Origin of the sequence: Cellulomonas iranensis NBRC 101100 = JCM 18110 (assembly GCF_001552375.1) — a bacterium.
Lineage (GTDB): Bacteria > Actinomycetota > Actinomycetes > Actinomycetales > Cellulomonadaceae > Cellulomonas > Cellulomonas iranensis.
Map to the genome: position 1 here is coordinate 1 of NZ_BCRB01000190.1, position 1067 is coordinate 1067.

The 1067-nt window shown below is 79.9% G+C and carries 1 pseudogene; it reads right to left on the reverse strand.

What is annotated here, in order from left to right:
* Nucleotides 1-1067 (reverse strand): annotated as a pseudogene (locus CS2_RS19275) (helix-turn-helix transcriptional regulator); the annotation flags it as partial.

The window sequence follows — 1067 nt, forward strand, 5'->3', positions numbered from 1 at the left end:
CGTCGGCCCGGCCCGCGGCGCGCGCGTGCTCGGCGTGCGCGCGTGCCAGCCACGCCCGCCCCTCGGGCCCGAGCGTGCCCCCGCGCGGACGCCCCTCGTCGGCGGTGCGGACGACGCGCGCGAGCCGCGCGTCCGCGTCAGCCACGACGTCCGCGTCGTCCTGCCCCGCGGCGCGGCGCGCGGCGGCGAGGTCGGCGACCGCCGCGAGCGCGAGCGCGCCCAGCCAGATCCCGCCCAGGTACTCGGGCGACCACACCGACCGCACGTGCGTGTCGACGCGGTCCGCGTACGCGACGGCCCGGGCGGGCTCGCCGCGCCACGTCAGTGCGTCCACCGCGTTGCCGCCCGCGAGCTGCGTGAGGAGCGGGTCGCGCGGCCACCACGGCTCGAGGGCCAGCGCGCGCTCGACCGCGTCGCCGTCGCCGCGCGCGACCGCCGCGTAGAGCTCGACCGACGTGAGGAAGGCCCGCACCTCGCCGCGGCCGCCCGCGACCTCGTCCGCCGCAGGGGGTGCGAGGTCGCCGCCGACGTACCGCACGAGCAGGCGGAACATCTGCAGGTCGACGCCGTAGGGGGCCCACGCCATGCCGAGCTCGACCGCCCGGCGGTGGCCCACGTCGGCCTCGTGCGCGGCCCGCACCAGGTCGCCCGCGTAGTAGGCGGTGGACGTGAGGTTGTAGCGCGTGCGCAGCTCGGTGGCGTGGTCGCCCGACGCGACGGCGCGCGCGAGGGCCTCGGTGAGCAGCTGCGCGGACCGTTCGTGGTCGATCTGCTCGCCGACGGCCGCCGTCGTGAGCGCGTCGGACTCCGCGGCCACGTCGCCGACCTCGCGCGCGACCTGCGCCGCGCGCGCCGCGGTCTCGGTCGCCTCGTCCTCGCGCCCCGCGTTGAGCGCGGCCCGCGCGAACGTCGCGAGGGCCCACGCGCGCTCGCGCGACGGTGCGTCGGGCAGCTCGACGAGCGCCGCCGACGCCTCCGCGAGCGCGGCGTCGACGCTCTCGGTGCCCAGCAGGTGCCTCGCCAGGTCGGTGCGCGCGCCGCCGCGCGCGAGCGGGTCGTCGCCGGCT